This window comes from Serinicoccus sp. CUA-874, assembly GCF_001942225.1.
GTDB lineage: Bacteria > Actinomycetota > Actinomycetes > Actinomycetales > Dermatophilaceae > Ornithinicoccus > Ornithinicoccus marinus.
The window spans coordinates 1-24872 of the sequence record NZ_MKJZ01000014.1 but is presented as its reverse complement, the minus strand read 5'-3'; the positions used below and the strand labels follow the sequence as shown (position 1 = coordinate 24872).

Genomic DNA, 24872 nt, shown 5'->3' with positions numbered 1-24872 from the left:
GAGGTCAACGACCTGCGTGACCTGACCTGGACCACGCTGCTCGGCCAGACCGAGACGACCCGGGCACACGACTACCGGCAGTACGGCCACGGACTCCGCACGGCTACCGCCGGTGACCGCGCCGAACCAGGCGCACAGGCAGCACCAGACCTGCAGGCCCTCCTGGACCGGGCCGCGCCGGTGGACGCCGCCCGCAGCGACGAGCACCCGGCGCTGCGGCAGGACCTGCACACCCGGCGCGACCTGCTCAACCGCGCCTTCTACGCCGCCCTCGCCCACCGGGGCCCCGGCGCCATCCTCACCGACGCCGACGACCACCCCGGCACCGGTGAGCACGGCGGGCCGCTGTCGGGGTGGATGTGGGTCACCCGCACAGCAACCGGCCGCCGCCGCGACGGCGCCGACCCCACCACCCCGACCCCCGAAGCAGTCCTCGGGGCAGAAAAGAGCACCGCCGAGCAGACGACCGGGGCAAGCGATGCGGGCACCGGGCCCGCTGCGGTGTGTCGGCCCGACCCGGCGCAGGGGTCTGCACAGGGGGCCAGAACGGCGTCCGGGGCCGGTTCAGAGCCTCGACGCCGCACCGCTGACCCGGATCCGACCGGCTGGCGCACCCCGCCCGGCGACGAGCCTCCCTTCTGAGCAGGGGCTCACCTTCCGCACCGTTCTGGCCGTGCGAGCGGGCGCCCGGCCTTCGCCGTGTCAGCAGCGGCTAGCCTGGGACGCCGGAGCCGAGACGGCGTTGCCGTGGTCGGGCTCCGGGCCTCTAGCTCAATTGGCAGAGCTGCGGACTTTTAATCCGTAGGTTCCGGGTTCGAGCCCCGGGGGGCCCACCTCGGGAGCGCGAGATCCAGGCGCTCACTCCCGGACGGCCGGGGAGGTCGCGACGTCGTCGACGGTGTCGATGACCACCCGGCTCATCTCGATCAGGCGCCGTAGAGCGGCCAGCGCTGGTCCGGGAGGTCGGCCGAGGACAGCCGCGACGCCAAGTCGTCGACGTCCTCGTGCAGCGCGATGACGTCACCCTGCGGGTCCGCCACCCGGCGCCCCAGCTCCTCGAGCAGGTCCGACCAGGTGGTGCGGAACACCGCGTCCCAGTCCTCGGCCTGCACCGCCGACTGGTAGATGAGCCGCGCCATACCCCGCACCTGGGCGATGCCCTCCTCGAGCCGTCCGAGGACCCGCGACAGCTCCTCGGCATCCCCGCCCCGCCGACGCGGGTTGCCCCACCGGCTCTCGCGCGCCTCGTAGACCAACCGCCAGGCACTCTCCAGCCGGCCGTCCAGGGTGCGCGTCCGTTCCACCCAGTCCCCCGTCCGCTCCTCGTCCGCACCGGCCCGCACGCCGTCCGCCATGTCGGAGAGCAGCTCGCCGAGCCCGCGGTCGATCTCGGCGATCTGCCGTCGCGCGCTCGCGTCGCGCAGCGGCGCCGCGACCACCACGTTGACCACGAGCGCGACCACCACACCGATCGCGGTCGCCCCGAGGCGATCGAGCAGGCTCCCCGGACCGGTGCTCGACGACGTCGTGATGACGAAGAGCACCGTCGTGGCGACGGTGACCCCCTCGTCCCGCAGCACACCGACCCTGGCCAGCAGCATCGCGACGAGCAACGCCAGCCCGAGGGTGAGGACACCCCTGCCGCCCAGCAGCACCGCCACGAACGCCAGGGTGACGCCGGCGGTGGTCGCCAGCACCGCCTGGGCGCCGCGCGACACGGTGCGGTAGACCGTGGCGTGCACGGTGAGCAGGGCGGTCCACGGCGCCAGGAAGGCCTGCTCGAGGCCGAGCACCCGGTCCGCCAGGACCCACGCCGCCACCGCCGCGATGACGCTCTTGAGCACCTGCACCAGGTCGCTTGTGACATCCGGGCGGCGCAGCCACGCCCCGAGGTCGTGCGCACGTGAAGCCATCACCCCAGTCTGGCATCGCTGGCACGGCGCGCCCTCCGCCCAGAGCGCGGGCCGGGACTCAGGACGTGCGCTCGACCACGCGGCGCAGGAAGGAGCTCAGCACCTCCCGCTCCGCCTCCCCCATGCCGTCGAAGAACAGCCGCCGGACAGTCCTCACGTGATCGGGCGCCGCCCCCTCCAGCGCCTCACGTCCGGCGTCGGTCAGCACGACGAAGGCCCCGCGGCCGTCCTCGGCGCACTCGACCTTCTCGACGAGACCCCGTCCGCCCATGCGACGCAGGTGGTGCGAGAGCCGGGACCGCTCCCAGTGCATCTGCTCGGCCAGCGCCGAGACGCGCAGCCGCCCCTCCTCCGCCTCGGACAGCCGCACCAGGGTCTCGAAGTCCTGCAGCGACAGCTCGCTGTCGGCGTGCAACGCCCGCCCCATCGCCGCCGGCAGGTCGGTCTGCACCCGCAGCCAGGCGCGCCAGAGCTCCATCTCGGACTCCTCGAGCCAGGGCACGGCGGGTGTGGACGGCATACCGCCAGAATACCAGTTGCGTGACACGTCACGGACATCTAGGATGCTGGTTGAATCGTCAACCACTCCCGAGAGGACCCACCATGACCGAGACCACCGCCACCGCCACCGCCCTGCGCGACCTGGACGGCACCTACGCCATCGACGCCTCGCACAGCCGAGTCGGCTTCTCCACCCGTCACGCGATGGTGACCAAGGTCCGCGGCGCCTTCAACGAGATCGAGGGCACCGCCACCACCGGCACCGACTTGGAGGGCGCCTCGATCCAGGTGACGATGCAGGTCGCCTCGGTCGACACCCGCTCGGCGGACCGCGACGGCCACCTGAAGTCCGCCGACTTCTTCGACGCCGAGACCTACCCGACCATCACCTTCACCTCCACCGAGGTGTCCGCGGTCGACGACGAGACCCTCCGCGTGACCGGCGACCTCACCATCAAGGACGTGACCCGCCCGGTGACCGTGGACTTCGAGTACGCCGGTGCCGCCACCGACCCCTTCGGCAACGAGCGCATCGGCTTCGAGGGCTCCACCGTGGTGAACCGTAAGGACTTCGGCCTCACCTGGAACGCCGCGCTGGAGACCGGCGGCGTGCTGGTGGCGGACAAGGTTACGCTGGAGTTCGAGATCTCGGCGATCAAGTCCGCCTGATCTCGAGCACTCCCCGGGCGCCCCTGCCCTCAGCCCGGGTGAGCGACGGCCCCGCCGGCCCTGTGACCCGGCGGGGCCGTTGTCATGCCCGAGAGGTATGCCTCAGCTGCGGAACTGCGTGAAGTCGGCGGTCTGCGGGTCAGGGAACATCCGCTCGGGGGTGTCGAGCCCGCTGATCGCCCTCATCTGAGCGTCGTCCAGCTCGAAGCCGAAGACGTCGGCGTTGGAGCGGATGCGCTCCGGGGTGGCGGACTTCGGGATGACGATGCGCCCCTCCTGCAGGTGCCAGCGGATGACCACCTGAGCCGGGCTCACGCCGTGCGCCTGCGCCGCCTCCGTCACCGGGGCGAGCTCGAGGTCGGCGCCCTGCCCGATCGGGGCATAGGCCTCGACCGCCAGCCCCGCGTCGCGCGAGGCCTGCTGGGTGTCCGGCTGCTGGAAGGTGGGGTGCACCTCGATCTGGTTCACCGCCGGGGTGACATCGGCGCCGCCCAGCAGGTCGGCGAGGTGATCCGGCAGGAAGTTGGAGACGCCGATCGCGCGGACCGCGCCCTCGGCATACAGCTCCTGGAAGACCTCCCACGTCTCCCCCGCGAGGCCGTTGCCGGGCACCGGCCAGTGGATGAGGTAGAGGTCGACCGCGTCCACCCCGAGCGCCTCGCGCGAGGCCTCGAAGGCGTCCCGGGCGCGGTCGCGGCCCTGGTCGCCGTTGCGCAGCTTCGTCGTGAGGAAGACCTCCTCGCGCGGGAGGCCGCTGGCGCGCAGCGCCGCACCCACGCCGGCCTCGTTGTAGTAACCCGCGGCGGTGTCGATGTGGCGGTAGCGGCCTCCAGCGCGGCCTCGACGACCCGCTGGGTCTCCTTCTCGTCGACCTGGAAGGTGCCGAAGCCCAGCTGCGGGATCCGGACGTCGTTGTTGAGGGTGAGAGTCGGCTGGTTCGTCATGCGTCCCAGCCTAGGTCGGGCAGACTGGGGCGTATGTCGTGGGACCCCTTCCCGGACGACCCCGGCGGCGAGCCGCCGCCGTGGGAGCCTCCGGGCGCGCCGACGGGGCCGGCGCGCAGGTCGCACCTGCAGGTGCAGCTGCCCGGGCTGGTCGCACGTCGGGTCCCGGTGCGCGGGATCACCCCCGGCCCGCTCGGCGGGGTCGGCCGACTCCGACTGGCAGACTCGACCACCTTCCTCGTGAGCCCGACCGAGCCGGGGGACCTCGGCAAGGTGCTGCGGGCGCTGCACAACAAGCACGCCATCGTCCTCGCGCGCTGGGAGCACCACGAGGACCGGCTGCTGCTCACCCTCAGCGGGGTGCCGGGCCGGTTCCCGGTGCAGCTCTGGCTGATTGGCCCGGACCAGCCGGACTGACCGCTGCCCGTGCGACGGCCTCCAGCATCGCCCGGGCCTTGGCCCGCACCTCGGCATACTCCGCCGCGGGGTCGGACAGCGCCGTGACAGCCCCACCCACCCCGAACGCGAGCGTGCCGTCGGGGTCGCGCGTGAGGTGCGGATGACGATCGAGGTGTCCATCGAGCCGTCCAGCCCGATCCAGCCGATCGCGCCGGAGTAGACGCCCCGGGCAGCACCCTCGAGCCGGTCCAGGATCTCCATGGTGCGCACCTTGGGCGCCCCGGTCATCGAGCCGCCGGGGAAGCACGCGCGCAGCACGTCGGTCGCACGCATCCCCGGGGCCAGCTCCCCCCGGATCGTGGACACCAGCTGGTGCACGGTCGCGTAGCTCTCGACGGCGAAGAGCTCCGGCACGTGGACGCTGCCGGACCGGCACACGCGGTGCAGGTCGTTGCGGAGCAGGTCGACGATCATGAGGTTCTCCGCCCGTTCCTTCACCGAGGCGGCGAGCGCGGCCGCGAGCTCGGCGTCGTCCTGCGGGCTGCTCCCGCGGGGCCGCGTCCCCTTGATCGGGCGGGCCTCGACCATCCCTCGGGTGACGGAGACGAAGCGCTCCGGGGAGCCGCTCAGGACGCTGCCGGACGGCGTCCGCAGCCACGCCCCGTGCGGGACCGGCGACACCCGACGCAGCTCCCGGTAGAGCTGCGCCTCGTCCACCTCCGGTGCCTGCGCCCGGTGGGCCGTCGTCAGGCAGACCTCGTAGGACTCGCCGCGCGCGATCTGGGCCTGGGCCGAGCGCACCAGGTCCAGGTATGCCTTCTCCTCGTCCCGGGCGACCCATGCCACGGTCCCGCCCGGGGACCCCTCGGACCCGGCGGACGCGGGCGACGCGCCGACCGCCGACGCCCCGACCGCCTCGGCTCGCCTCACCGCCTCGCGGACCTGGCGGACCCAGCGCTCCTGCTCGTCGGCGACCTCCCGGTCCTCGATCCAGACGGCCCAGACCTCGCCTGAGCCGTGGTCCACCACCACGCCCCGGTCGACGAGCACGAACCACGCGTCCGGCCAGCCGGACCGATGGGCGGCCGACCCGCCCGTCTCGGCCTTGAGCTCGTAGCCCCAGTAGCCGACCGGACCCGGGCGCAGGGGAGGTGGCCCGGGAGACCGTGATCGTCGTCGTCCAGCTCCCACCGGTCGAGCTCGCCGTCCAGCCGGTCCAGCAGCAACGGCCGCCGCCCCACCCGGTGGGTGAGCTCGCCGGCCAGCGGCCCCCTCTCGTCCGCGACGAGCGACCACCCGCTGCCGTCGGAGGAGTCCAGCCACACGGAGGTCGGGGCGTCCCCCACCAACCTGTCCCGGAGCGCGGGGACGTCCACCGGCCCCTCGTGGTCGACCCGCTCGGTCCGCAGCCGGACCACGCGACCGGTGCCGCGGTGCGGCTGCGGGGTCATGGCGTCGCCGACGGCGACCGCGGCGGCCGGGCCCGGCGCAGCGCGGTCCCCGCCGTCGCTGGCGCCCGTCGCGACGCCGGCCAGCGCGAGGAAGTTGGCCACGATCCGGTCACCGTGCTCGGACAGCACCGACTCGGGGTGGAACTGCACCCCCCAGAAGCTGCCACCCGGGTCGGCCAGCCCCATGACGCAGCCGTCGTCGGCCGCGCGGGCGCTCACCCGCAGCCCGGACCGCAGCGGCTCGCGCACCTCCAGCGAGTGGTAGCGCACGACCCGGACCGGCGAGGGGACCCCGGCGAAGACCCCGGTGCCGTCGTGCTCGACCGGGCTGACGATGCCGTGCCGGGTGAGCGCCATCTCAGCCACCTCCTCCCCGGCCACGTGCGCCAGGCCCTGGTGGCCCAGGCACACCCCGAGGACGGGCACCTCACGCTGCGCGAGCGCCAGCGCGGAGAGCCCGAGGTCGGCCGGCACCTGCGGCCGCCCGGGCCCGGGGCCGATGACGATCGCCGCGAACCGCCTCAGGTCCTCCGCTGCCGCCGGGTGGTCGTGCCGCCACAGCACCGGGGGACGGCCCAGCACCCGGTGGAGCAGGTCGGCGAGGTTGTAGGTGAAGCTGTCGAGGTGGTCGACCAGCAGGACCTCGCTCGGCATACCTCTGCCTCAGCCTCGCGGTCGCAGCCGGACCTGTGGCAGCGCGGGGGCGGGCAGCGACTCCCCGTCGGGGTAGTCCACCGCCCCGAACCGTCCGTCGGCCCGGTGCCCGAGCTCGTCCTGCCACTGCTCGCGGGCGGCGACGACCTCATCGTGCGACCGGCCGATGAAGTTCCACCACATGACGATCTGCTCACCGAAGGGTGGCCCGCCCAGCAGCAGCGCGCGCACCGGCTCACCGCCCGCCACCAGCTCCAGCTCCTCGCGTCCCGGCGCGAGGTAGGCCAGCTCGCTGCGCCGCACGCCCTGCCCCGCCACGGTGACCTCGCCCTGGTCCACGAGAAGGCCGTGCTCGTGCTCGACGTCGACGCCCAGACGCAGCCGTGCCCCGGGCTCGAGCACCACCTCCGCCCCGAGCAACGGGGTATGCGTGGTCACCGGCGAGCCCACCCGCTGCTCCCCCACCCGCAGGTCGCCCAGGAAGACGCTCACCCCCGCGTCCCCGTGGCGGACCGGCTCCGGCACGAAGTGCTCGAAGGAGGGCTCGACGTCGGTGCGGCCCGCGGGCAGCACGACCCACAGCTGGGCCCCGTGCAGCACCCCACTCTCGACACTGCCCGGGGCACCGTCGGCCGGGACCACCGAGACCTCCGAGTGGCACACTCCGTGCCCGGCCGTCATGAGGTTGAGCTCCCCGGGTCGCACCAGCGCCCGCACCCCGGTCGAGTCGCGGTGCTCCACCAGACCGCTGAACAGCCAGGACACGGTCTGCAGCGCGGTGTGCGGGTGCGGCGGCACGACCATGCCCCCGGTCTCGGCGACGTCGTCCGGGCCGTAGTGGTCGACGAAGCACCAGGCCCCGATCATCGTCCGCCGCCGGGAGGGCAGCGTGCGCCGCACGGTCATCGCTCGCGGGCCGCCGAGCGGGACCTCCCGCGGCTCGAGCACGGTCACCGTCCCGTCGGTCGCCGCCTGCTCCCCGCAGGTCACCTCGTCCGGTCGCGTCTCCAGCGAGCTCATCGGCACAGTCTCGCACCGTGACCAACGTCTCGTCGTCGTAGGGCCTCCTGGTGGCTCCACGGGAAGTTCCGGGCCCCGATCTGCTGTTCACTAGATATATGAGCACCGCCCAGCCCCGCACGTCCCCCACCCACCGCGTCCTCGTCATCGGCTCCGGATTCGGCGGGCTGTTCGCCACCAAGGCGCTCGACGACCCGGCCGTGTCCGTGCTCATGGTCGCCCGCACCGGCCACCACCTCTTCCAGCCGCTGCTCTACCAGGTCGCCACGGGCATCTTGTCCGAGGGCGTCATCGCCCCGCCGACGCGTAACGTGCTGGCCCACCAGGACAACGCGACGGTCATGCTGGGCGACGTCAGGGACATCGACCTCGCCGAGCGCACGGTGACCGCCGTGACCGCGGGCGAGGACATGACCTACGACTACGACACCCTGGTCCTCGCGGCGGGCGCCAACCAGTCCTGGTTCGGCAGCCCGCACTTCGCGGAGTACGCCCCCGGCATGAAGTCGATCGACGACGCGCTGGAGCTGCGCGGCCGCATCTACGGCGCCTTCGAGCTCGCCGAGCTGGCCGCGGCGGCCGGCCGGGAGGACGACGTGCGCCGGCTGCTCACCTTCGTCGTCGTCGGCGCCGGCCCGACCGGTGTCGAGATGGCCGGCCAGCTCGCCGAGCTGAGCAAGCGCACGCTGCGCAAGGAGTTCCGCCACATCGACCCGACGACGGCGCGGATCATCCTCGTCGACGCCGTCGACCAGGTCCTCGCACCCTTCGGCGAGAGCTCGGCACGCGCACCGAGAAGAGCCTCACCGACATCGGGATCGAGGTGAAGCTGGGCCGCAAGGTCGTCGACGTCGACGAGGGCGGGGTCGTGCTGGAGTCGACCGAGGACGGCAGCCAGGAGCGGATCAAGGCCCAGACCAAGGTGTGGGCCGCCGGCGTCCAGGGCAACCCGCTGGGCCGCAAGGTCGCCGAGCAGGCCGGCGCCGAGCTGGACAAGGCCGGCCGGGTCAAGGTGCTGCCCGACCTGAGCCTGCCCGGCCACCCCGAGGTCTTCGTCGTGGGGGACCTCGCGGCCGTCGACGGGGTTCCGGGGGTGGCGCAGGGCGCCATCCAGGGGGCCCGTCACGTCGCCGACCAGATCCTGCGGCGACTGCGCGGCGAGGAGACCGGACAGGAGTTCCGCTACTTCGACAAGGGCTCCATGGCCACGATCTCCCGCTTCCGCGCGGTGATGAAACGCGGCCGGATCGAGCTCACCGGCTACCCGGCGTGGGTGGCCTGGCTCGCCGTCCACCTCTTCTACCTCATCGGCTTCAAGAACCAGCTCGCGACGCTCATGCACTGGGCCGTGAGCTTCGTCGGCGGCGACCACCGCGGCGAGCGCACGGTCACCGAGCAGCAGGTGTATGCCCGGCTCGCGCTGGAGTACCTCGGCGAGGACTTCCGGCGGCAGTCGCGGCGGTAGTCGGGGGCGCTCAGTCCCGCACCATCGGCAGGTGCGGGATCCCGTCCTCCAGGTAGTCGGGGCCGCTGCGGCGGAAACCCAGCCGGGCGTACCACTGCTCCAGGTGCGCCTGGGCGCCGAGGTGGACCGGCCCGGGACCGAGCCGGTCCAGCCCCTCGCGCAGCAGCGCGGCCGCATACCCCTGACCCCGGTGGTCGCGGTGCGTCGCGACACGGCCGAGGTGCCGGGTGCCGTCGTCGTCCACCAGGATCCGGACGGTCGCGGCGACCCCTCCGTCGACGTCGGTCCACAGGTGCACCGTGGTCTCCTCGACGTCGCGGCCGTCGATCTCGGGGTAGGCGCACTCCTGCTCGACGACGAAGACGTCGACGCGCAGCCGGAGCAGGTCGTGCAGGACCCGGTTGTCGAGGTCGGCGAAGCGGGCGGCGCGGATCGTGGACATGCCCGCAGCGTAGGTCGTCGCTCGGTCGTAGAGTCGCCCCCATGAGCAGCGCACCGGACCTCGAGCCGGTCGACGCCCTGCGCCGGATCGCCTTCCTGCTGGAGCGCTCGCGCGAGGAGACCCGGCGGGTCGAGGCCTACCGCAAGGCAGCTGCGACCATCCTGCCCCTCGGCGAGGACGAGGTCCGGCGCCGCGTCGCGGCAGGCACCCTGCGCGACCTGCCCGGGATCGGCCCGTCGACCTCGGCGGTCATCGAGGCGGTGGTCCACGGGGACGTCCCTGACAAGCTGGCCGACCTGGAGGCCGCGGCCGGTGAGCCGCTGGTCCAGGGCGGGGCGCCGGTGCGGGAGCTGCTGCGCGGCGACCTGCACAGCCACTCGGACTGGTCCGACGGCGGCAGCCCGATCGAGGAGATGGTGGCCAGCGCGATCGAGCTGGGCCACGACTACCTCGCGCTGACCGACCACTCCCCCCGGCTGACCGTGGCGGGCGGTCTCACCGCCGCGCGGCTGCGCCGGCAGCTGGCGGTCGTGGACGCCGTCAACGCGCAGACCAGCGCCTCCGGCTTCACCCTGCTCAAGGCGATCGAGGTCGACATCCTGGACGACGGTGCGTTGGACCAGGAGACCGAGCTGCTCGGTGAGCTCGACGTGCGGGTCGCCTCGGTGCACTCCAAGCTGACGATGGAGAAGGCGGCGATGACCCGCCGGATGGTCGCCGCGGTCCGCAACCCGCTCACCAGCGTCCTGGGCCACTGCACCGGGCGACGGGTCATGCCCCGCCGGGGGGACAAGGGAGGCCGCAGCGGCTCCCGCCTCCGTCCGCCCAGCGAGTTCGACGCCGCGGCGGTCTTCGCGGCGTGCGCGGAGACGGGGACGGCGGTGGAGATCAACTCGCGCCCCGAGCGTCAGGACCCGCCCGGGGAGCTGCTCACCCTCGCGGTCGAGACCGGCTGCGTCTTCGCCATCTCGACCGACGCCCACGCCCCCGGCCAGCTGGACTTCCTCGACTACGGCTGCGAGCGCGCCGTCCGCTACGACGTGCCCCCCGAGCGGGTCGTCAACACGTGGCCGCTGGAGCGGCTCCTGGCGTGGTCACGGTCCCCGGAGAGCATCGTCTGAGGCGTTTTGGTCCGCGCCCCGGCGATCACGTATGCTCATCGTCGTCCTCAACGGATAGGTCCCCATCGTCTAGTGGCCTAGGACCCCGCCCTTTCACGGCGGTAACACGGGTTCGAATCCCGTTGGGGATGCACCAGGTCTCGACCTGACACATCGAGGCCCCGTGGCGCAGTTGGTTAGCGCGCCGCCCTGTCACGGCGGAGGTCGCGGGTTCGAGTCCCGTCGGGGTCGCAGAGTAGGAGCGGCGTGGTCACCGGAGCGATCCGGGGCCACGCCGGACCACTACTCCCGGCCAGGTAGCTCAGTTGGTACGAGCGTTCGACTGAAAATCGAAAGGTCGGCGGTTCGACCCCGCCCCTGGCCACGCGACGAGCCGCGGGTCTGCCCCTGAGACACCCGCGGCTCCCGCATGTGGGGGGCTGGGGACTGCACAGCGAGGTCACAGCCGTGGCAGCCCCTCGGCACAGCCGCGACGGGTGGACTCGTGCCATGAGACGACACCACCGCCCGACCACGACCCTCGGGCTCGTCGCCGCGCTCGCACTCGCCGGCTGCGCCGCACCTCTCGTCACGGGCGAGAGCGCCGTCTCCTCGGCGGCGGAGGACTCGGCGAGCACGACCGCCTCGGCGCCGGGATCGGCGCTGGAGGTGACCAGCGCGCTGTTCACCGCGACGGAGGTCCACACCATCGACGTCACGGTCGACGAGGACACCCTCACCGGGATGATCCAGACCTACCTCGACACCGGCGAGAAGGAGTGGGTCAGGGGCACCGTCACCATCGACGGCCAGACCTTCGAGGACGTCGGCCTCAAGCTCAAGGGCAACTCGTCCTTGCGCGGGATCTCGACCGACACCCCGGCGCAGGAACTCCCGTTGCGGATCCGTCTGGACAAGTTCGTCGACGACCAGACCCTGGAGGGCTACAGCGACATCACGGTCCGGTCCAACACCACGGAGACGTCGCTCAACGAGGCGGTCTCCCTCGACGTGCTGTCCGCCGCAGGTCTCGCCTCGACAGCGGCGGTCGCGACCCGCTTCTCGGTCAACGGCAGTGAGGAGGAGCTCCGGCTCACCGTCCAGAACCTCGATGACGCCTGGGTGACGGACGCCTTCCCGGAGGCTGGTGAGGACAGCGTCCTCTACAAGTCCGAGGCGGAGGGTGACTGGTCGTGGCGGGGCGAGGACGGCGACTACTCGACCGCCTTCGACATCGAGGCCGGCGAGCACGACTACCGGCCGCTCATCGAGCTGCTCGACCTCCTGCACAACGGCACGGAGGAGGAGATCGCGCAGCGCCTGCCGGAGCTGGTCGACCTCGAGTCCTTCGCGACCTACCTCGCGGTGCAGGAGATCATCCAGAACAGGACGACATCGACGGGCCGGGCAACAACTCCTACCTCTTCTGGGACTCCTCGACCGAGCAGTTCACCGTCGTGGCCTGGGACCACAACCTGTCCTTCGGGGCGATGAATGCCGGAGGTGGGCCCGGCGGGGGCGGCGCGGGCGGCGGAATGCCCACCTTCGAGGACGGCCAGGTACCCGAGGGCATGGAGCCACCCCCCGTCGAGGAGGGCGAGATGCCTGAGGGCGTGCAGCCACCCGGCGTGGAGGGCGACGAGCTGCCCGGCGGCCGGGGCGGCACGATGAGCCGCTCCCACCCGCTCGTCGAGACCTTCCTGGCCGACGAGGAGTGGGCTGCGGCCTACGAGGCGGAGCTCACCCGCCTGCGGACCGACCTCGTCGGGGGCGGTGTCCTCGAGCAGGCGGTCAGCACCTGGACCACCACCCTCGAGGACGGGGCCGGTGATCTGGTGACCGCTGACCAGATCGAGGACGACGCCGACGCCCTCCTCGCCGTCGCCGGGTGAGTCGGCACGGTGGTCCCGTGCATACAGTGGCGCGGTGACCTCCTCTCCCCGCACGCGGCCCGACCAGCGCGTGTCCCGGCTCAAGGCCCTCGCCGGATCGGCACGGGCGCTGCGGCACGGGATGAACGCCTGGCCGCCGTTCCTCTTCTCCGGGATCCGGATCCAGGCGATGTCGGCCGACTTCCGGCACGTCCGCGTCCGGCTCGCGCACACCCCGCTCACGACGAACTACGTCGGCACCCTCTTCGGCGGCTCCCTGGTGGCGATGGTCGACCCGTTCTGGATGCTCATGGTGCTGCGCAACCTGGGTCCGGGGTATGTCGTGTGGGACAAGGCCGCCGAGATCGAGTTCGTCTCGCCCGAGCGGAGGGCGGTGAGCGCCACCTTCGACCTCCGCGAGGAGGTGCTCGACGAGCTGCGGGCCGAGGCGGCGGACGGCGCCAAGGTGCTGCGCTGGTTCGACAACGACGTCGTCACCGAGGACGGCACGGTCGTCGCCCACGTCCGCAAGCAGCTCTACGTCCGCCGCAAGCGCTAGGCCGGGGCGCTTGTCCCCTGAACGAGAAGTTGCCTCGATCTCGAACGACCCGGAGCTGTACGAAGCCGACATCCTGGGGTCCACCGCCCACCAGTGAGAACGGCGCGAGATCTGATCCAACAACCCGAGTGAGCGGCTGCGCCGGGGATTCCGCCGCCGCACACACGCGGTCAACATGTTCCCAGATCGCTCAATCATCCGCCTCGTCGGCCCCATCGTCGTGGAGCGGCACGACGCCGATGGGTCGAACAACGCCACTTCCTCAGCCTCGGCGTCCTGACCCGCCGCCTCTTCGTCCTGGTCAAGCCGGACGAACCGAACGAGGCGGCAAGTCACCACCTCGGACCCCACCCGCTCGACTCGCCCCTCACACACCCACCCCTTCACCCGCCTCGACTCAGCAACCGCCCATCTACCCCCCAGCTGAACCGGTAGCTGCTGCCCTGTTGCACCCCAACGTCACAGCCGCTCAACGACACGGGGACACCGTGCTACCTCAGAGGGGAAAGGTGCAGGCTTGGGCTCGCCCCTCGAGAGAAGATTCCTTTACTATTTCTTGACCTTGCAACTCTTGCCGGGCGCCGGTAACGGATCTAGAGTGAACGCGTCGAAGAGCTTCGACGGGGAAACCGATTCTCGAAGGGGAGAAACCATGCACAATGCACGCAACGCTCGTCGGACGCGGATTGTCGCCCTAGCAGTCAGCGCATCGATCGGCCTAGGAATAGGAGCAGCGCCAGTCGCGTCAGCTCAAACGAGCTCAGTTCGAGTGGCGGCCTCCTCGACTCTGAATTCTTACTTCTCAGCCCAACAGGTCAGCCTGCCTTCAGGGGCGCACAGTACACCTGTGCCACTTGCACCTTCGGGGGCCAGCGAGAGCAACAGCACAGGCGCGGGCTTGCCGTCGCAGAATGCAGCACCTGTCTGGGCCATCCGCGCCGCTGTGAAAACAGCCATGTTCGCACTAAAGAAGACCGCGCGGTCATGGTACGACACCATCATCAGTAAGGTGGCGCAGGGCAGGACCATCTTCGTCAAGTGGTGGGACACCAAGGTGCCAACGTGGATCAAGAAGACGTTCACCTTTGGCGGCACCGCCATCTCCGGCGGTGCTGTGTACGACGCCGTGAAGTGGCTCTTCGGCCTGTAGAAAAGGTCAGAGGCGCCCGCGGGGTGTTCGCAGCACCGCGCGGGCACCCTCTGATACTCTAACTTTGACAAAGGGCGAGGAGCAAGAGGTCAACTCTAGTGAATGACGTATCTGAGTGGCGGCGGCGCATTCTGGACGCTCTTTTGGAGTTGTCTGTGCTTCGAGTTCACGAAGCTGGACGCCTACCTATGGATAAAGTGTGTCAGCGACTTGTCGAGTGCGGCTTCGGTTATCACCTTCCGGCCCAGGTTTATCCACTACTCTTGAAACTGGAGCGAGAAGGGATGTTGTCAAACGGCCAGCAAGATCCCCAAGAAGGTGTGGCGGGCAGTCAGTTTGCTTTAACGCCCGGAGGGGTAGACTATCTGAAAGATGGCTTGAGGGCCTGGGCTCAGCTCAATCACACTTTGGGAAACAACCACAATGTCAATGTATCGACGCCGCCTGCGAGCGGCCCTCAAGTCATCTCACGTCTCCGAGAAGGAGATCCGTCAAGCTGAAGGATCGCTGACCCCTGGCCTTTCAGATTCCGCACTTGAGGCGAGGTTTGGTCCGCCAGAGACGTACGCTCGGACCATGTTTCCTGACGCAGAAGACAAACCGGCCTACGGCTTTATTCTCGCGGGGGCCGTGGCTGGTCCACTCATCTGGGTGTCCCTCGTGCTCATGGCGGATTTAGGCGTCGCCCTGGGCGCTACTCTCCGTCCCTTTGCTCCGCTGATCGGCCTCTCGGTCATGGTCAGCGGGCTTCTGATCGAGTTCGGACGGTATCTGCACTCTGGAAGGGACACCGCCCAGCCTTAGTACTGAAGGGCCTGCCGGACGAGCCCGTGGAGCGTCAGTAGGCCGTCCCGGGAGAGCACCGACTCGGCGTGCCCCTGGATGCTGGCCACCCGGCGGCCCCGCAGGCCCACCACCGCGTCGTCCGGCGGGTGCACGGCCTGCTCGAGCACCACCTCCCCGACCGTCGGGGTGCCCGGTCGCGCGACGAAGGTGTTGTAGAACCCGATGCGGCGCACCTCGCCCCACAGGTCGACCGGCAGCTGCACCCCCTGGTTGGGGGCGGGGAGCTTGGTGACCGCCAGCCCGGCGATCGTGGCCAGGACCTGGTGCGACAGGCAGACCGCCAGCACCGGGGCGCCGGTCCGCAGCCGGGCCGCGAGCAGCGCGTGCAGCGCCGCGATCCGCGGGTCCGACAGGTCGGTGGGATCCCCCGGGCCGGGGCCGTAGAGCACCAGGTCGAAGGGTGATCCGGGACCGGCCACGTCCGCCTCGGTGACCTGCTCCCAGCGGCGGACCTCCGGCACCAGGCCCAGGTGTCGGAGCATGTGGGCCAGCATCTGGGTCCAGGTGTCCTCGGCGTCAACGACCAGGACGCGGGTGCGAGCAGCTCGGGGTCCGGGCGGGAGCTGCGGCGTGAGCCAGAAGGGCGACAGCGACTCGTTGCGCGTCTCCAGGTCGGCGGCGACCCCGGGCAGCGCCTGCAGGTCGAGGGCGTGGCCCGGCGCCCGGCGCGGGCGCAGCCCGAGCGCCGAGAGGACCCCACGGGCCTTGGCGGTGGTTTCCGCGCACTCCGAGGCCGGGTCGCTGTGCCGCACCAGGGTGGCGCCGGCGCTGACCCGGACCGTGCCGTCGTCGGTGAGGTGGGCGGTGCGGATGAGGATGGGGGCGTCCAGCCGCTCGCCCCCCTGCTCGTCCTGCTCCAGCAGCGCGAGCACACCAGAGTAGTAGCCGCGGCCGTCCGGCTCGTGCCGGGCGATGACGCTGCAGGCGTTCTCCATCGGCGACCCGGTGACGGTGGGGGCGAACATCGTCGTGCGGAGCACGTCGCGGACGTCGGCGTCGCTGCGGCCGTCGAGGAGGTACTCCGTGTGCGTCAGGTGCGCCATCTGCGCCAGGTAGGGCCCGGTGATCCGGCCGCCGTCGTGGCAGATCTGGGCCATCATCTTCATCTCCTCGTCGACCACCATGAAGAGCTCCTCGGTCTCCTTGGTGTCCTTGACGAAGGCCCTGAACTCAGGCTCCACCTCGGCCTCGTCGGCAGGGTGGCGGAAGGTGCCGGAGATCGGGTTCATCCACACCCGGCCGTCGCGCACGCTGACGTGCCGCTCCGGGGTCGCGCCGACGAGGGTGTGCCCGGGGGTGTGCACGGCGAAGGTCCAGTAGGCCCCGCGCTCGTCGACGAGGAGCCGGCGCAGCCAGGTGAGCGCCGCGACCGCCTGGTCGCTGCGGCAGTGGGCCAGGACGTCGCGGCGGATGACGAAGTTGGCCCCCTCGCCCTCGCCGATCTCCTCCTCGATGACCTGCTCCACGGTGCGGGCATACGCGCCGTCCTCCACGCTGAAGCGCTCGGCGGCGACCTCGATCTCCCCGGTCGGGAGCGCCTCGACGAGGTCGTCGACCGAGATCCGCTGGGTCTGCGCGGCCCGCAGCACCCGCAGCGGGGTGCCGTCGTCGTGCGCGGCGAAGCCTCGCTCGGCGATCTGCCGGAAGGGCACCATCGCGAGCACCGGCGCACCCTCGCCCGGGCGGGGGATCTGGGCCAGCAGGTCCAGGTCCTCGACCTCCCCGAGGACCACCTCGGCCTCGCCCTCCGCGGCGCGCCAGAGGATCGCCCAGGACTGGCCCGAGGGGTCGGCGAGGATCTGGTCCAGCGGGCGCGAGGGCATACCGGGAAGTCTGTCATGGTGCAGCAGGCGCTCCACCGGCCCACACCCACCCCGGCTGACGTGTCCTAAATCGGGTGAGGATACCCTTGTCTCTTCCCTGACATCCCTCGAAGGAGACCCATGTACGGCACGGTCGTGAGCACCGAACGGCTCACCCCTCACCTGGTGCGCGTCGTCCTCGGCGGGGAGGGGCTCACCGACTTCCAGGACCCGCAGTTCGCGGACTCCTACGTCAACGCCTTCTTCCTGCCCGAGGGCGCGCGCTACCAGCCGCCCTTCGAGGACGAGGCGACCCGCGACCTGCCGCGGGATCAGCGACCCTACCCCCGGCGCTACACCGTCCGCGCCTGGGACCGGGAGCGTCGCGAGCTCACCATCGACTTCGTCGTGCACGGCGAGGTGGGGTATGCCGGCCGCTGGGCCCTGCACGCCCGCCCGGGGGATCGGCTGCAGCTGCGCGGGCCCGCCGGCGACTACTCCCCTCCCGCGGACGTCGACGCGGTGCTGCTGGTCGGCGACGAGTCCGCCCTCCCGGCCATCGCGGCGTGCGCCGAGCAGGTCCGTGACGGCATGCCGGTCCGGGCGGTGATCGAGGTCGAGGACGCCGACGAGGAGGTGGAGCTGACCTCGCCCGGTGCGCTCGAGGTGCACTTCGTGCACCGGGGCGGGGCGCAGGACGAGGAGTCGCTCACCCGGCTGCTCGCGGACGCGGTCGCCGCGCTCCCCCGGCTGGAGGGCGTGGTCACCGCCTTCGTCCACGGCGAGGCCGAGTCGATCCGGGCCGTCGGTCACGCGCTGCGGGACGGCGGGCTGGCCTCGCGCGAGCACGTCTCGCTGTCGCCCTACTGGCGCCGTGGGCTGACGGACGAGGGGTGGCGCTCGGTCAAGCGTGACTGGGTGCGCCGGCTCCAGGGCGAGATGGCCTGACCCCCCCCGGACGTCGCACGACGTGCCCCGACACGTCACCGCAGCTTCACCTCGGCGTCGCCGCCCGGGCGTTGGATGAGGGCATGACCGCGATGGCGCCGGACGTGCTGACCTCCATCGCCGCCGAGCTAGCCGCCCACTTCCACGGGCTCTTCACCGAGGCCGAGGTCACCTTCGTCGTCGAGGACAGCTACCGCGAGCTCGAGCTGCACTGCCGGACCCCGCACTACCTGGAGATCCTGCTGCGCAAGGACGCCTGCGACCGGCTGAGGCAGATGGCCCGCTACCGCGGCGCCGGCTGACCGCAGACGTCATCGGGCTGCCGCTCGTCGGTCACCTATGGTCCTCACCTCCGACGTCGTGGTGACCATGGGCCTGACCGAGGAGGAGAAGGTGCAGATGCCGACGCACGGGCTCCAGCAGATCGACTGGGACGACCTGACCTCGCTCGAGGGCCGCACCGACCTCGACGCGGCCTACGAGCGGATCGCGGCGAAGGTCGGCGAGCTCGTCGACGCCCTGCTCGGGCGCGACGTCGCCGCCCGCGAGGTCGACCCCGAGGTGCAACGCGAGGTCCAGCAGGTCATCGACGACCTGCACGCGGGAGACGGCTGACGGGCGCCGGCGCCCCCTCAGTGCGTGACGGCGCCTCGGAGGCCGAGCGGACGAGCGCGACGTACTTCGCCAGGACGCCGCGGCGGGCGCGCTCGGGCGGCTCGGGGGCCGACCAGGACGCCCGGCGGCGCTCCAGCTCGGCCTCGTCCACGCCCAGGTCGAGGCGACCGTTGGCCACGTCCAGGGTGATCGGGTCCCCGTCCTGCACCAGCGCGATGGGACCGCCCTCGGTGGCCTCGGGCGCGATGTGCCCGACGCACAGCCCGGTGGTCCCGCCGGAGAAGCGGCCGTCGGTGATGAGCAGCACGTCCTTGCCGAGCCCGGCGCCCTTGATCGCGCCGGTGATGGCGAGCATCTCCCGCATACCGGGCCCGCCCTTGGGGCCCTCGTAGCGGATGACGACGACGTCACCGGCGGCGACGGTGCCGTCCTCGAGGGCGTCCATGGCGGCCCGCTCGCCGTCGAAGACGCGCGCGGTCCCGTCGAAGACGTCGGAGTCGAAGCCCGCGGACTTCACCACCGCTCCCCCGGGCGCGAGCGTGCCCTCGAGGATCGTCAGCCCGCCGGTCGCGTGGATCGGGTCGTCCATCTGCCGCAGCACCGTGCCGTCCAGCGGCGGGGCCTGCAGGTCGGCGAGGTTCTCGGCCATGGTCCGCCCGGTGACGGTCAGCACGTCCCCGTGCAGCAGCCCGGCGTCGAGCAGCGCCTGCATGACCACCGGTATGCCGCCGATCCGGTCCACGTCGACCATCACGTGCTGCCCGAACGGCTTGACGTCGGCCAGGTGCGGGACGCGGCTGCCGATCCGGCGGAAGTCCTCGAGCGAGAGCTCCACCTCCGCCTCGTGGGCGATCGCCAGCAAGTGCAGCACCGCGTTGGTGGATCCGCCGAAGGCATCGTCACCGCGATGGCGTTCTCGAAGGCCTCGCGGGTGAGGATCTGCCGCGCCGTGATGCCCTGCCGCAGCATCCCGACGACCGCCTCGCCGCTGCGCCGCGCGAAGCCGTCGCGCCGACGGTCGGTGGCCGGCGGGGCCGCGGAGCCGGGCAGCGACATCCCGAGCGCCTCCGCGGCGGCCGCCATGGTGTTGGCGGTGTACATCCCGCCGCACGCCCCCTCGCCGGGGCAGATGGCCCGCTCGATCGCGTCGACGTCCTCGCGCTTCATCAGACCGCGCGAGCAGGCACCGACCGCCTCGAAGGCGTCGATGATCGTCACCTGCTTCTCCGAGCCGTCGGAGAGCTTGGCGATGCCGGGCAGGATCGACCCGGCATACACGAAGACCGAGGCCAGGTCGAGGCGGGCCGCGGACATGAGCATGCCCGGGAGCGACTTGTCGCAGCCGGCGAGCAGCACCGAGCCGTCCAGCCGCTCGGCCGACATGACGGTCTCGACCGAGTCCGCGATGACCTCGCGCGAGACGAGGGAGAAGTGCATCCCCTCGTGCCCCATGGAGATGCCGTCGGAGACCGAGATCGTGCCGAACTCCAGCGGGTAGCCGCCGGCTGCGTGCACGCCGTCCTTGACCGCCCCCGCGAGCCGCTCCAGCGAGAGGTTGCAGGGGGTGATCTCGTTCCAGCTGCTGGCGACGCCGACCTGCGGCTTGGCCCAGTCGTCGTCACCCATCCCGACCGCGCGCAGCATCCCGCGGGCGGCGGTCTTCTCCAGGCCGTCGGTGACGTCCCGGGAGCGCGGCTTGACGTCGACCTCAGCCACGCGCGGCCGACCCCTCGACGTAGTCGCCGTCGGCCTCGTGCCCCTTGACCCACGCCATCATGCCGCGCAGGTCCTTGCCGACCTCCTCGATGGGGTGGGCGGCGCCCTTGGCCCGCAGCTCCTCGAACTCGCGCCGCCCGTTGTCCTGGTCGGAGATGAAGCGGTCGGCGAAGGCGCCGTTGCGCACGTCCTCGAGCACCGCCTGCATGTTCTCCTTCACCGAGGGGTCGATGACCCGCGGACCGGAGACGTAGTCGCCGTACTCCGCGGTGTCGGAGACCGACCAGCGCTGCTTGGCGATGCCGCCCTCGTACATCAGGTCGACGATGAGCTTGAGCTCGTGCAGGCACTCGAAGTAGGCCACCTCCGGCTGATAGCCGGCCTCGGTGAGCGTCTCGAAGCCGTACTGCACCAGCTGGCTCATGCCGCCGCACAGCACCGCCTGCTCGCCGAAGAGGTCGGTCTCGGTCTCCTCGGTGAAGGTCGTCTCGATGCCGCCGGCCCGCAGCCCGCCGATCGCGGAGGCGTAGGACAGCGCCAGCTCCTTGGCCTGGCCGGACGCGTCCTGCTCGACCGCGACGAGCACCGGCACGCCACGCCCGTCGACGTACTCGCGGCGGACGAGGTGCCCCGGGCCCTTCGGCGCCACCATGCAGACGTCGACCCCGGCCGGCGGCTCGATGTAGCCGAACCGGATGTTGAAGCCGTGGCTGAAGAAGAGCGCGTCGCCCTCCTGCAGGTTGGGCTCGATCGCGTCGCGGTAGACGAGGCGCTGCACGTGGTCCGGGACGAGCACCATGACGAGGTCGGCCTCGGCGCACGCCTCCGCGGGCGTGACGACGCGCAGGCCCTCGGCCTCCGCCTTGGCCCGGCTGCTGCTGCCCTCGGCGAGCCCGACGCGCACGTCGACCCCGGAGTCGCGCAGCGACAGCGCGTGGGCGTGGCCCTGGCTGCCGTAGCCGAGGACGGCGACCGTGCGGTTCTGGATCAGCGAGAGGTCGGCGTCGTCGTCGTAGTACATCGTGGCCATGAGCTGGAGTTCTCCTGTGGGGTAGGTGGTGAGTCGAGCGGTGGGTGGAGGGGCGGAGCCCCGGTGAACCGCGAGCGCAGCGAGCCTGGTTCACCGGAACAGACAGTGCGTCCGAGCGAAGCGAGGTCCTCGCAGGTGGGGGGCATGCGGGGGGCGAAGCCCCCAGCACGTGCAGTTGGGGGCATGCGGGGGGCGAAGCCCCCAGCACGTGATCAGAAGGCGGCGGCGGCCATCGCGCCGACCGGGCGCGGACCGTTGTCGTTGATCTGCCAGAGCTTGGTGCGGATCGCGTCGGCGTCCTCGAGCTCCTCGATGTGGATGACCTCGACGAGCTTGTCGAGCTGACTGGTGACCTTGTGCAGCTGCTCTGCGTTGACGTTGACGACGATCGTCATGCGGGAGACCTTGTTGTCCTCGGTCGGCCCGACGACCAGGTGGTCGATGTTGAAGTTGCGCCGGGCGAAGAGGACGGAGACCCGGGCGAGCACGCCGGGGTTGTTCTCGACCAGGACGGACAGCGCGTGACGGGTACGAGCAGCGTCGCTCATGGTGGTGCCTTTCGTCGGGTGGTGCTGGGTGGTGTGGGGTCGGTATGCGGGGGCCGGCGTCGGGACGTCGGCGTCGCGGGGCGGGTAGTCGGACAGCAGGGTCACTCGTCCTCCCCGAAGTCGGGACGCACGTCGCGGGCGTGCTGGATGTCGTCGTTGCTCGTGCCGGCGGCGACCATCGGCCAGACCATGGCGTCCTGGCTGACCCGGAAGTCCACCACGACCGGCTGGTCGTCGACCGCCATGGCCGCCTCGATCGTGGCGTCGACGTCCTCGGCGCGGTCGCAGCGCAGCCCGACGCAGCCGTAGGCCGTGGCGAGCGTGGCGAAGTCCGGCACCTGCATCGACGGCAGCTGGGAGTGGCTGAACCGCTCGGAGTAGAACAGCGCCTGCCACTGCTTGACCATGCCGAGGGCGGCGTTGTTGATGATCGCGACCTTGATCGGGATGCCCTCGACCGAGCAGGTCGCGAGCTCCTGGTTGGTCATCTGGAAGCAGCCGTCGCCGTCGATCGCCCAGACGGTCGAGTCCGGCATGCCGACCTTGGCACCCATGGCGGCGGGCACGGCATACCCCATCGTCCCGAGGCCGCCGGAGTTGAGCCAGCGGCGCGGCTCGTCGTAGGTGATGAACTGGCTGGCCCACATCTGGTGCTGGCCGACGCCGGCGGCGAAGATCGTGCCCGGGTCGGAGAGCGCCCCGAGCCGCTCGATGACCAGCTGCGGTGCGAGGGCGCCGTCCGAGGGCGCGTCGTAGCCGAGCGGGTAGCGCTCCTTCCAGGAGCGGCAGCGCCGCACCCACGCCTCGTGCTGCGGCGAGGCCCCGGCGGCGGTCCGCCGGGTCCACTCGGTCAGCATGAGCGCGATCGTGTCGCGGGCGTCACCGACCACACCGACCGCCGTGGGGAAGTTCTTGCCGATCTCGGCGGGGTCGATGTCGGCGTGCACGATCGTCGCGTCCGGGGCGAAGGTGTGCTTGGCGCCGGTCACCCGGTCGTCGAAGCGCGCGCCGAGGCTGACGATGAGGTCGGACTTCTGCAGCGTCGCGACCCCGGCGACGCTGCCGTGCATCCCGGGCATCCCCATGTGCTGCGGGTGGCTGTCGGGGAAGACGCCGCGGGCCATGAGCGTGGTGACGACGGGTATGCCCGTCAGCTCGGCGAGATCGCGGACCTGCCGGGAGGCGCCCGCGCGCAGGCAGCCGCCGCCGACGTAGAGGACCGGCCGGCGCGCGGTGAGCATGAGCTCCACGGCGTCGCGGACCGCCTCGGGGGCGGGGCTGCTGGGGGTGCGGTAGCCCGGCATCGGCAGCTGCTGCATCGACTCGTCGGCCGCGGCGACGAGGGCGTCCTTGGTCACGTCGACGAGCACCGGGCCGGGGCGGCCGGTGGAGGCGATGTGGAAGGCCGAGGCGACGGTGGCCGCGATCTCGTCCGGGTCGGTGACGAGGAAGGAGTGCTTGGTGACCGGCATGGAGATCGACCGGATGTCTGCCTCCTGGAAGGCGTCCGACCCGATGGCGGTGCTGGCGACGTTGCCGGTGATCGCGACCATCGGCACCGAGTCCATGTTGGCGTCGGCGAGCGCGGTGACCAGGTTGGTCGCCCCCGGCCCGGAGGTCGCCAGGCAGACGCCCACCTTGCCGGTGGCGGCGGCATACCCCTGCGCGGCGTGGCCGGCACCCTGCTCGTGCCGCACCAGGATGTGGCGGACCTTCGCGCCGTAGAGCGCGTCGTAGAGCGGGAGCACCGCGCCCCCCGGCAGCCCGAAGACGTGCTCGACGCCGAGCCGCTCCAGCGTGCCCACGAGCGCCTCGGCGCCGGTCCTGCGCTCGGCGGCGGTCGAGGTGCCGCCGGTGTCGCCGGGAGCGGTCGTGGTGGCCCCGTCGGGGATGTGGGTGGCGGTCATGGGGTGGGTCCTGACGTCCGGTGGTGTGGGCAGTGGCAACAAAAACCCCTCGGCCCGATGGGCTGGCGAGGGGAGGACGCGTCGATGACGAGGATCGGCCGACGGCGCGTCCTTAGGTAATGAGTACGAGAACGAAGCACTGCATGGAGGACATACAACCTCCTCGGATGCCGCCGCGTCAACCCCGTGCATAGGTATGTGACCAGACGCACACTCATACAAATAACGATATGTCGTTGACATGACGAGACACATCTTGTTAGTCTCGACGTATGACGCGCGGAACCTCCGCGCCAGCGACGAGAGAGGGGACGCACATGACGTCTGGACAGAACTTCGGTGGCTTCGGCAACCTCGATGACCAGATCTTCGGACCCCACGGCCTGCTCGGCCAGGTCTTCGGCCAGCAGGGCGGGCCCTTCGGTCCGCAGGGCCCCGGCGGCCGCGGCCGGCGCGGAGGCCCCTTCGGTCCGCAGGGCTTCGGCCCCCAGGGCGGCCCGCGTCGGGCGCGCCGCGGCGACGTCCGCAACGCGGTGCTGCACCTGCTGCAGCGGGAGCCGATGAACGGTTACCAGCTCATGCAGGAGATCGAGCAGAGCTCCGGCGGCGCGTGGCGGCCGAGCTCTGGCGCGATCTATCCCGCGCTCGCCCAGCTCGAGGACGAGGGCCTGGTCTCCCAGACCGAGGTCGACGGGCGCCGCGCCTACGAGCTCACCGAGGCCGGTCGCGCCGCCGCGGAGGACCTGCCCCCGCAGGGCTGGGCCGGCGGCGAGGAGCCGGACGACCCCTGGGCGGGGCAGCGCGGGCGGGGCGAGCGGCACAGCCACCGGGGTCGCGGCCACGGGCGGGCTGGACACGGCGGTCACGGCGGCCGGGAGCAGCGCAGCAGCGCCGGGACGCTGTGGAAGGCGCTGGGCAGCGTGGCGATGGCCACCCAGGCGGTGGGCCAGTCCGGGCAGGTCGAGCTCAACCAGGAGGCGGCCGACCTGCTCGACCGCACCCGACGCGACCTCTACCGCCTGCTCGCCGAGGCCGAGGTCGCCCGCGACGAGTCGCAGGACGAGGGGCCCGAGGACCACGACGACCCCGAGGAGATCACCGAGGGCGAGATCGTCGAGGACTGACCCCGGGCAACCGCGAGCGCAGCGAGCCTGGTTGCCCGGAACGACGGGAACGAGCGAGCGAAGCGGGCCCCGGGCGGAGTGGGGGGCGTGGGGGAACCCGGCGAGGGGCGCTGGTGGTCCGGACCCTCGACCGGTGCCGTGTGCCGTGCCGGCGTCCGCGCCTTGACCGCCGCGGCGCAGGAGCAGCGCTGGCCCGCG

At 71.6% G+C, this 24872-nt stretch carries 21 protein-coding genes, 4 tRNA genes and 6 pseudogenes; 19 read left to right on the top strand and 12 right to left on the bottom strand.

Going from position 1 to position 24872, the window contains the following annotated elements; genetic code table 11:
* Together BJF80_RS18765 and BJF80_RS06405 are read left to right on the top strand one after the other, a co-directional pair.
* Nucleotides 1–642 (top strand): annotated as a pseudogene (locus tag BJF80_RS18765) (hypothetical protein); the annotation flags it as partial.
* A 118-nt stretch (nucleotides 643–760) separates the two neighbouring features.
* A tRNA-Lys gene (locus BJF80_RS06405) sits at nucleotides 761–833 on the top strand.
* 93 nt (nucleotides 834–926) lie between these two features.
* On the opposite strand, the gene BJF80_RS06400 is transcribed toward BJF80_RS06405, so the two are convergent.
* Nucleotides 927–1913 carry an FUSC family protein gene (locus tag BJF80_RS06400; protein ID WP_075812342.1) on the bottom strand — a complete coding sequence of 329 codons (987 nt, stop codon included), beginning with the start codon at nucleotides 1911–1913 and terminating at the stop codon, nucleotides 927–929.
* A 58-nt stretch (nucleotides 1914–1971) separates the two neighbouring features.
* The gene (locus BJF80_RS06395) at nucleotides 1972–2433 is read right to left on the bottom strand and encodes a MarR family winged helix-turn-helix transcriptional regulator (RefSeq protein ID WP_075812340.1); all 462 of its coding nucleotides are present in this window, start codon (nucleotides 2431–2433) and stop codon (nucleotides 1972–1974) included.
* 83 nt (nucleotides 2434–2516) lie between these two features.
* On the opposite strand from BJF80_RS06395, the gene BJF80_RS06390 reads away from it, so the two are divergent.
* On the top strand, nucleotides 2517–3083 hold the full coding sequence (locus BJF80_RS06390; RefSeq protein WP_075812338.1) for a YceI family protein: 567 nt from the start codon (nucleotides 2517–2519) through the stop codon (nucleotides 3081–3083).
* A gap of 102 nt (nucleotides 3084–3185) precedes the next feature.
* On the opposite strand, the pseudogene BJF80_RS06385 reads toward BJF80_RS06390, so the two are convergent.
* Nucleotides 3186–4027 (bottom strand): annotated as a pseudogene (locus BJF80_RS06385) (aldo/keto reductase).
* Between the two features lie 33 nt (nucleotides 4028–4060).
* Here BJF80_RS06385 and BJF80_RS19025 point away from each other — a divergent pair.
* Nucleotides 4061–4444 (top strand): hypothetical protein, encoded by a 384-nt coding sequence (locus BJF80_RS19025; RefSeq protein ID WP_075812336.1) that lies wholly within the window; start codon nucleotides 4061–4063, stop codon nucleotides 4442–4444.
* Between the two features lie 192 nt (nucleotides 4445–4636).
* Here the strand turns inward: BJF80_RS19025 and BJF80_RS21520 are convergent.
* The 3 genes and pseudogenes from BJF80_RS21520 to BJF80_RS06370 form a co-directional block, all read right to left on the bottom strand.
* Nucleotides 4637–5617, bottom strand: a pseudogene (locus BJF80_RS21520) (anthranilate synthase component I family protein); the annotation flags it as partial.
* A 356-nt stretch (nucleotides 5618–5973) separates the two neighbouring features.
* Nucleotides 5974–6531, bottom strand: a pseudogene (locus BJF80_RS21515) (anthranilate synthase component II); the annotation flags it as partial.
* Nucleotides 6532–6540: 9 nt separating this feature from the next.
* Nucleotides 6541–7551 (bottom strand): pirin family protein, encoded by a 1011-nt coding sequence (locus tag BJF80_RS06370; protein ID WP_075812334.1) that lies wholly within the window; start codon nucleotides 7549–7551, stop codon nucleotides 6541–6543.
* A gap of 98 nt (nucleotides 7552–7649) precedes the next feature.
* Between BJF80_RS06370 and BJF80_RS21510 the strand changes: the two are divergent.
* Nucleotides 7650–9016, top strand: a pseudogene (locus tag BJF80_RS21510) (NAD(P)/FAD-dependent oxidoreductase).
* 10 nt (nucleotides 9017–9026) lie between these two features.
* On the opposite strand, the gene BJF80_RS06360 reads toward BJF80_RS21510, so the two are convergent.
* Nucleotides 9027–9458: a GNAT family N-acetyltransferase gene (locus tag BJF80_RS06360; protein ID WP_075812332.1), complete on the bottom strand. Its 432-nt coding sequence runs from the start codon at nucleotides 9456–9458 to the stop codon at nucleotides 9027–9029.
* Nucleotides 9459–9499: 41 nt separating this feature from the next.
* Here BJF80_RS06360 and BJF80_RS06355 point away from each other — a divergent pair, with 41 nt between their 5' ends.
* The 10 genes from BJF80_RS06355 (at nucleotide 9500) to BJF80_RS06320 (ending at nucleotide 14942) form a co-directional block, all read left to right on the top strand.
* Nucleotides 9500–10579 (top strand): PHP domain-containing protein, encoded by a 1080-nt coding sequence (locus BJF80_RS06355; protein ID WP_075812330.1) that lies wholly within the window; start codon nucleotides 9500–9502, stop codon nucleotides 10577–10579.
* Nucleotides 10580–10637: 58 nt separating this feature from the next.
* Nucleotides 10638–10710: transfer RNA gene (locus BJF80_RS06350), tRNA-Glu, on the top strand.
* A gap of 26 nt (nucleotides 10711–10736) precedes the next feature.
* Nucleotides 10737–10810, top strand: a tRNA-Asp gene (locus BJF80_RS06345).
* A gap of 59 nt (nucleotides 10811–10869) precedes the next feature.
* Nucleotides 10870–10943 (top strand) — tRNA-Phe (locus BJF80_RS06340).
* A 125-nt stretch (nucleotides 10944–11068) separates the two neighbouring features.
* Nucleotides 11069–12052: a CotH kinase family protein gene (locus BJF80_RS20705; protein ID WP_075812328.1), complete on the top strand. Its 984-nt coding sequence runs from the start codon at nucleotides 11069–11071 to the stop codon at nucleotides 12050–12052.
* Nucleotides 11953–12450 (top strand): CotH kinase family protein, encoded by a 498-nt coding sequence (locus BJF80_RS20700; RefSeq protein ID WP_269087263.1) that lies wholly within the window; start codon nucleotides 11953–11955, stop codon nucleotides 12448–12450. Before BJF80_RS20705 ends, BJF80_RS20700 begins: the two co-directional genes overlap by 100 nt.
* Nucleotides 12451–12484: 34 nt before the next feature.
* Nucleotides 12485–12988 (top strand): DUF4442 domain-containing protein, encoded by a 504-nt coding sequence (locus BJF80_RS06325; protein ID WP_237767469.1) that lies wholly within the window; start codon nucleotides 12485–12487, stop codon nucleotides 12986–12988.
* Between the two features lie 136 nt (nucleotides 12989–13124).
* Nucleotides 13125–13268: a hypothetical protein gene (locus BJF80_RS18310; protein ID WP_143456806.1), complete on the top strand. Its 144-nt coding sequence runs from the start codon at nucleotides 13125–13127 to the stop codon at nucleotides 13266–13268.
* A 567-nt stretch (nucleotides 13269–13835) separates the two neighbouring features.
* A complete protein-coding gene (locus BJF80_RS18305) occupies nucleotides 13836–14138 on the top strand; it encodes a hypothetical protein (RefSeq protein ID WP_143553716.1) in 303 nt (100 codons plus the stop codon).
* A 576-nt stretch (nucleotides 14139–14714) separates the two neighbouring features.
* Nucleotides 14715–14942 (top strand): hypothetical protein, encoded by a 228-nt coding sequence (locus tag BJF80_RS06320; RefSeq protein ID WP_075812324.1) that lies wholly within the window; start codon nucleotides 14715–14717, stop codon nucleotides 14940–14942.
* Here the strand turns inward: BJF80_RS06320 and BJF80_RS06315 are convergent.
* Entirely contained in the window at nucleotides 14939–16807 is a 1869-nt protein-coding gene (locus BJF80_RS06315) for an anthranilate synthase family protein (RefSeq protein WP_075812322.1), read from the bottom strand. The two genes, BJF80_RS06320 and BJF80_RS06315, sit on opposite strands and share 4 nt — an antisense overlap.
* Before the next feature lie 120 nt (nucleotides 16808–16927).
* Between BJF80_RS06315 and BJF80_RS06310 the strand changes: the two genes are divergently transcribed.
* The 3 genes from BJF80_RS06310 to BJF80_RS06300 all read left to right on the top strand — a co-directional run bounded on the left by BJF80_RS06310 (nucleotide 16928) and on the right by BJF80_RS06300 (nucleotide 18349).
* Nucleotides 16928–17734, top strand: a complete 807-nt coding sequence (locus BJF80_RS06310) for a siderophore-interacting protein (RefSeq protein WP_075812320.1) — start codon at nucleotides 16928–16930, stop codon at nucleotides 17732–17734.
* 83 nt (nucleotides 17735–17817) lie between these two features.
* A complete protein-coding gene (locus tag BJF80_RS06305; protein WP_075812318.1) occupies nucleotides 17818–18036 on the top strand; it encodes a hypothetical protein in 219 nt (72 codons plus the stop codon).
* 37 nt (nucleotides 18037–18073) lie between these two features.
* The gene (locus BJF80_RS06300) at nucleotides 18074–18349 is read left to right on the top strand and encodes a hypothetical protein (RefSeq protein ID WP_075812316.1); all 276 of its coding nucleotides are present in this window, start codon (nucleotides 18074–18076) and stop codon (nucleotides 18347–18349) included.
* Here the strand turns inward: BJF80_RS06300 and ilvD are convergent.
* The 4 genes and pseudogenes from ilvD to BJF80_RS06280 form a co-directional block, all read right to left on the bottom strand.
* A pseudogene (ilvD, locus tag BJF80_RS06295) lies at nucleotides 18318–20065 on the bottom strand (dihydroxy-acid dehydratase). The gene BJF80_RS06300 and the pseudogene ilvD overlap by 32 nt on opposite strands.
* The gene (gene ilvC, locus BJF80_RS06290) at nucleotides 20058–21095 is read right to left on the bottom strand and encodes a ketol-acid reductoisomerase (RefSeq protein ID WP_022925910.1); all 1038 of its coding nucleotides are present in this window, start codon (nucleotides 21093–21095) and stop codon (nucleotides 20058–20060) included. Before ilvC ends, ilvD begins: the two are co-directional and overlap by 8 nt.
* 212 nt (nucleotides 21096–21307) lie before the next feature.
* On the bottom strand, nucleotides 21308–21748 hold the full coding sequence (gene ilvN / locus BJF80_RS06285; protein ID WP_075812314.1) for an acetolactate synthase small subunit: 441 nt from the start codon (nucleotides 21746–21748) through the stop codon (nucleotides 21308–21310).
* Nucleotides 21745–23550, bottom strand: a complete 1806-nt coding sequence (locus BJF80_RS06280; protein ID WP_202817151.1) for an acetolactate synthase large subunit — start codon at nucleotides 23548–23550, stop codon at nucleotides 21745–21747. Before BJF80_RS06280 ends, ilvN begins: the two co-directional genes overlap by 4 nt.
* Nucleotides 23551–23867: 317 nt before the next feature.
* On the opposite strand from BJF80_RS06280, the gene BJF80_RS06275 reads away from it, so the two are divergent.
* On the top strand, nucleotides 23868–24674 hold the full coding sequence (locus BJF80_RS06275) for a PadR family transcriptional regulator (RefSeq protein WP_075812312.1): 807 nt from the start codon (nucleotides 23868–23870) through the stop codon (nucleotides 24672–24674).
* The last annotated feature ends 198 nt before the right edge of the window (nucleotides 24675–24872 follow it).

Coding starts and splice junctions, on each gene's coding strand:
- BJF80_RS06400 (WP_075812342.1), bottom strand. CDS start 1,913: ATGGCTTCACGTGCGCACGACCTCGGGGCGTGGCTGCGCCGCCCGGAT.
- BJF80_RS06395 (WP_075812340.1), bottom strand. CDS start 2,433: ATGCCGTCCACACCCGCCGTGCCCTGGCTCGAGGAGTCCGAGATGGAG.
- BJF80_RS06390 (WP_075812338.1), top strand. CDS start 2,517: ATGACCGAGACCACCGCCACCGCCACCGCCCTGCGCGACCTGGACGGC.
- BJF80_RS19025 (WP_075812336.1), top strand. CDS start 4,061: ATGTCGTGGGACCCCTTCCCGGACGACCCCGGCGGCGAGCCGCCGCCG.
- BJF80_RS06370 (WP_075812334.1), bottom strand. CDS start 7,551: ATGAGCTCGCTGGAGACGCGACCGGACGAGGTGACCTGCGGGGAGCAG.
- BJF80_RS06360 (WP_075812332.1), bottom strand. CDS start 9,458: ATGTCCACGATCCGCGCCGCCCGCTTCGCCGACCTCGACAACCGGGTC.
- BJF80_RS06355 (WP_075812330.1), top strand. CDS start 9,500: ATGAGCAGCGCACCGGACCTCGAGCCGGTCGACGCCCTGCGCCGGATC.
- BJF80_RS20705 (WP_075812328.1), top strand. CDS start 11,069: ATGAGACGACACCACCGCCCGACCACGACCCTCGGGCTCGTCGCCGCG.
- BJF80_RS06320 (WP_075812324.1), top strand. CDS start 14,715: ATGTTTCCTGACGCAGAAGACAAACCGGCCTACGGCTTTATTCTCGCG.
- BJF80_RS06315 (WP_075812322.1), bottom strand. CDS start 16,807: ATGCCCTCGCGCCCGCTGGACCAGATCCTCGCCGACCCCTCGGGCCAG.
- BJF80_RS06310 (WP_075812320.1), top strand. CDS start 16,928: ATGTACGGCACGGTCGTGAGCACCGAACGGCTCACCCCTCACCTGGTG.
- BJF80_RS06305 (WP_075812318.1), top strand. CDS start 17,818: ATGACCGCGATGGCGCCGGACGTGCTGACCTCCATCGCCGCCGAGCTA.
- BJF80_RS06300 (WP_075812316.1), top strand. CDS start 18,074: ATGGTCCTCACCTCCGACGTCGTGGTGACCATGGGCCTGACCGAGGAG.
- ilvC (WP_022925910.1), bottom strand. CDS start 21,095: ATGGCCACGATGTACTACGACGACGACGCCGACCTCTCGCTGATCCAG.
- BJF80_RS06280 (WP_202817151.1), bottom strand. CDS start 23,550: ATGACCGCCACCCACATCCCCGACGGGGCCACCACGACCGCTCCCGGC.
- BJF80_RS06275 (WP_075812312.1), top strand. CDS start 23,868: ATGACGTCTGGACAGAACTTCGGTGGCTTCGGCAACCTCGATGACCAG.